The following is a 1,037-nucleotide window of genomic DNA, read 5'->3' on the forward strand; positions in this document are numbered from 1 at the left end:
AGTGGTAGTTTTACTTTATGATACCACTGGAGGTTTTTTATTTCATCTTTTTTTCGAATTGGAAATTAGGGTTTATATAAAATTTAAAGTTTGGGTCAGAGACTTTTGAGGATGCATAAATTATTAATTCCGGTACAATATCTTGTCCAGTGTAATTACCAGTCCAATTGTGACGTTTTAATGCCATTGCAGTCCTACCAGATCCACATCCTAAATCGTAAATTGACATTCCATCTTTTAAACCTATAAATTTTAGTACAGCAAACTGTTTTTCTCCTATTTCATAAAAACTTTCTAAAGTGGGAGAACCTACAGCTTTAGCCATAGCTAAATCTATGTTATCCGGATGTTGATTGATTAAATATTTAACGAGATTAAAGTATTCTTTAATAAAATGATGCTCTTTTTGTTCTATCATATCTTATCTTACTTCCCTTTTTCTAATAATAACACATCCTAAGATTAGTTTCCAATTCAAAAAATATTTTATCATAAAAATAAACCTTCCTTTTTTTCAGATAATCGGTTTACTTTGGATTATTGGTTCAATCTTATCCAAAAAAACAAACGGGTTTATACCTGCTTTTGCTACATCCGGATTTTTCTCTAGATATTTCTTTGTATTAAACCATTCGTTAGGGTTTTTTCCTTCCTTCCATCCATATAAAACAAAATGTTTCAAAGGATCCATATTAGCCTGTTTCACATCCGGATATTCATCTAAGTAATACTCAGAATCAAAAAGACCAGACTTACTTAAAACCAAATAGTCCTTCATAAAATTATTCTTCATACCCACACTCCTTCATATTAGTTCATTACATTGAATACCTTTTATTTCCATCTTTATTATATTTTTTTCATTTTACCTTTTCAACTTCAAAATTTGTTATATTCCTTTTCTCTTTACTAAACTCTATGCCTATCAGGTATATTTCTTTGTACTTGTCTTGATACTTCTCATAATACTTTTTCTCTTTTATCTGGTCTAATGCTTTTCCTTCTTGGGTTTCTTCTATCACTTTAAACTCTATTAT

The 1,037-nt window shown here is 29.3% G+C and carries 3 protein-coding genes; all 3 read right to left on the reverse strand.

The features are described 5' to 3' along the window. Positions 1-37: 37 nt before the first annotated feature. Positions 38-418 (reverse strand): class I SAM-dependent methyltransferase, encoded by a 381-nt coding sequence (locus NE054_RS08390; RefSeq protein WP_297890541.1) that lies wholly within the window; start codon positions 416-418, stop codon positions 38-40. A gap of 96 nt (positions 419-514) precedes the next feature. After that, entirely contained in the window at positions 515-793 is a 279-nt protein-coding gene (locus tag NE054_RS08395) for a hypothetical protein (protein WP_297890542.1), read from the reverse strand. A gap of 67 nt (positions 794-860) precedes the next feature. Next, positions 861-1,037 (reverse strand): PD-(D/E)XK nuclease domain-containing protein (locus NE054_RS08400; RefSeq protein ID WP_297890543.1); only part of this gene is annotated, 177 nt, incomplete at its 5' end.

This window comes from Sulfurihydrogenibium sp. (assembly GCF_027448985.1).
GTDB lineage: Bacteria > Aquificota > Aquificia > Aquificales > Hydrogenothermaceae > Sulfurihydrogenibium.